Source organism: Nocardioides sp. CPCC 206348 (assembly GCF_048654705.1).
GTDB lineage: Bacteria > Actinomycetota > Actinomycetes > Propionibacteriales > Nocardioidaceae > Nocardioides.
Map to the genome: position 1 here is coordinate 1,306 of NZ_JBMCZA010000124.1, position 1,075 is coordinate 2,380.

At 68.3% G+C, this 1,075-nt stretch carries 1 protein-coding gene; it reads left to right on the forward strand.

Annotated elements, in window-relative coordinates; genetic code table 11:
* Positions 1–1,075, forward strand: a 1,075-nt coding sequence (locus ACOADB_RS07360; RefSeq protein ID WP_378597315.1) for a hypothetical protein, incomplete at both ends; no start/stop codon positions are given.

Genomic DNA, 1,075 nt, shown 5'->3' on the forward strand with positions numbered 1-1,075 from the left:
GACCGGCGTCGATGCCAGCAAGCGGGAGATCCAGTCCCTGGCGAAGGAGATCGTCAAGGCCGGCGACGTGAAGCCTGGCGACGCGTGGACTCGTTTCTTCAGTGCTGATCTCGGCAAGGCGAAGCAGGACGCCCGGGCCAGCACGAACGACCTGAACTCGCTGCTCTCTGCCGCAGGCAACGTGAAGCCGAAGATTCGTCATGGTGCGTTCGGTCAGGGGTTGTCGGGCGACCTGTCGCAGCTCATCGCCCTGGCCCGTGCCGGTGGCACGAACACCGGATCCAGCCTCGGGTCGGGCATGTACACCGGCCTCGGGCAGTGGATCAACCCGATCTCGCAGCGCGCGGCGTCGATGGTGCGTGGCGCGGTGTCGGCGGCCAACGCTGCCGGCGCGATCCAGTCCCCGTCGCGGGAGACGATGCGGACCGGCGACATGCTCGGGCTCGGTCTCGTGCGTGGGCTCGAGCGGAGCCGCCCGGCCGCGCGGACCGCTGGACAGTTGCTCATGGCCGCGGTCCTCGGCGGCGTCGACGACGGCCGCACCGGTGTCGACAACGCGCTGGAGCGGATCACGAAGCAGATCCAGAAGACGATCACCGGGAAGAACCAGGGGAAGCGCGAGAGCGCGCTCCTGAAGCGGCTGGCCGACGAGTACAAGGCGCTGCGGCTCAACGGCAACGCGCAGGACCGGATCAACGACAAGCTCGAGGTCCAGCGGGACCGGCTGAAGGATCTGCGGGAGGAGTACGCCGACTACGCGAAGTCGATCCGTGACGCGGTTGTCGCGACGGGCGAGCTCACGCAGCTCGGGAAGCAGGACGACGGGACGGTCTCTATCCGGTCGCTGCTGAACGAGTTGGAGAACAAGGTGATCGGCGCGGAGCGGTTCGAGTTCCTCACGGAGCGGCTGGCGAAGTCGGGTCTGTCTGAGGCGTCGATCCAGCAGCTCCTCTCGGCTGGCCCTGAGGCGGCGCTGGCCACGGCGGAAGCGATCGAGTCCGGCGGTGCTGCCGCGATCAGTGAGATCAACCAGTTGCAGGCGCGTCTCGCGGCGTCGGGTGACCGGCTCGGGGAC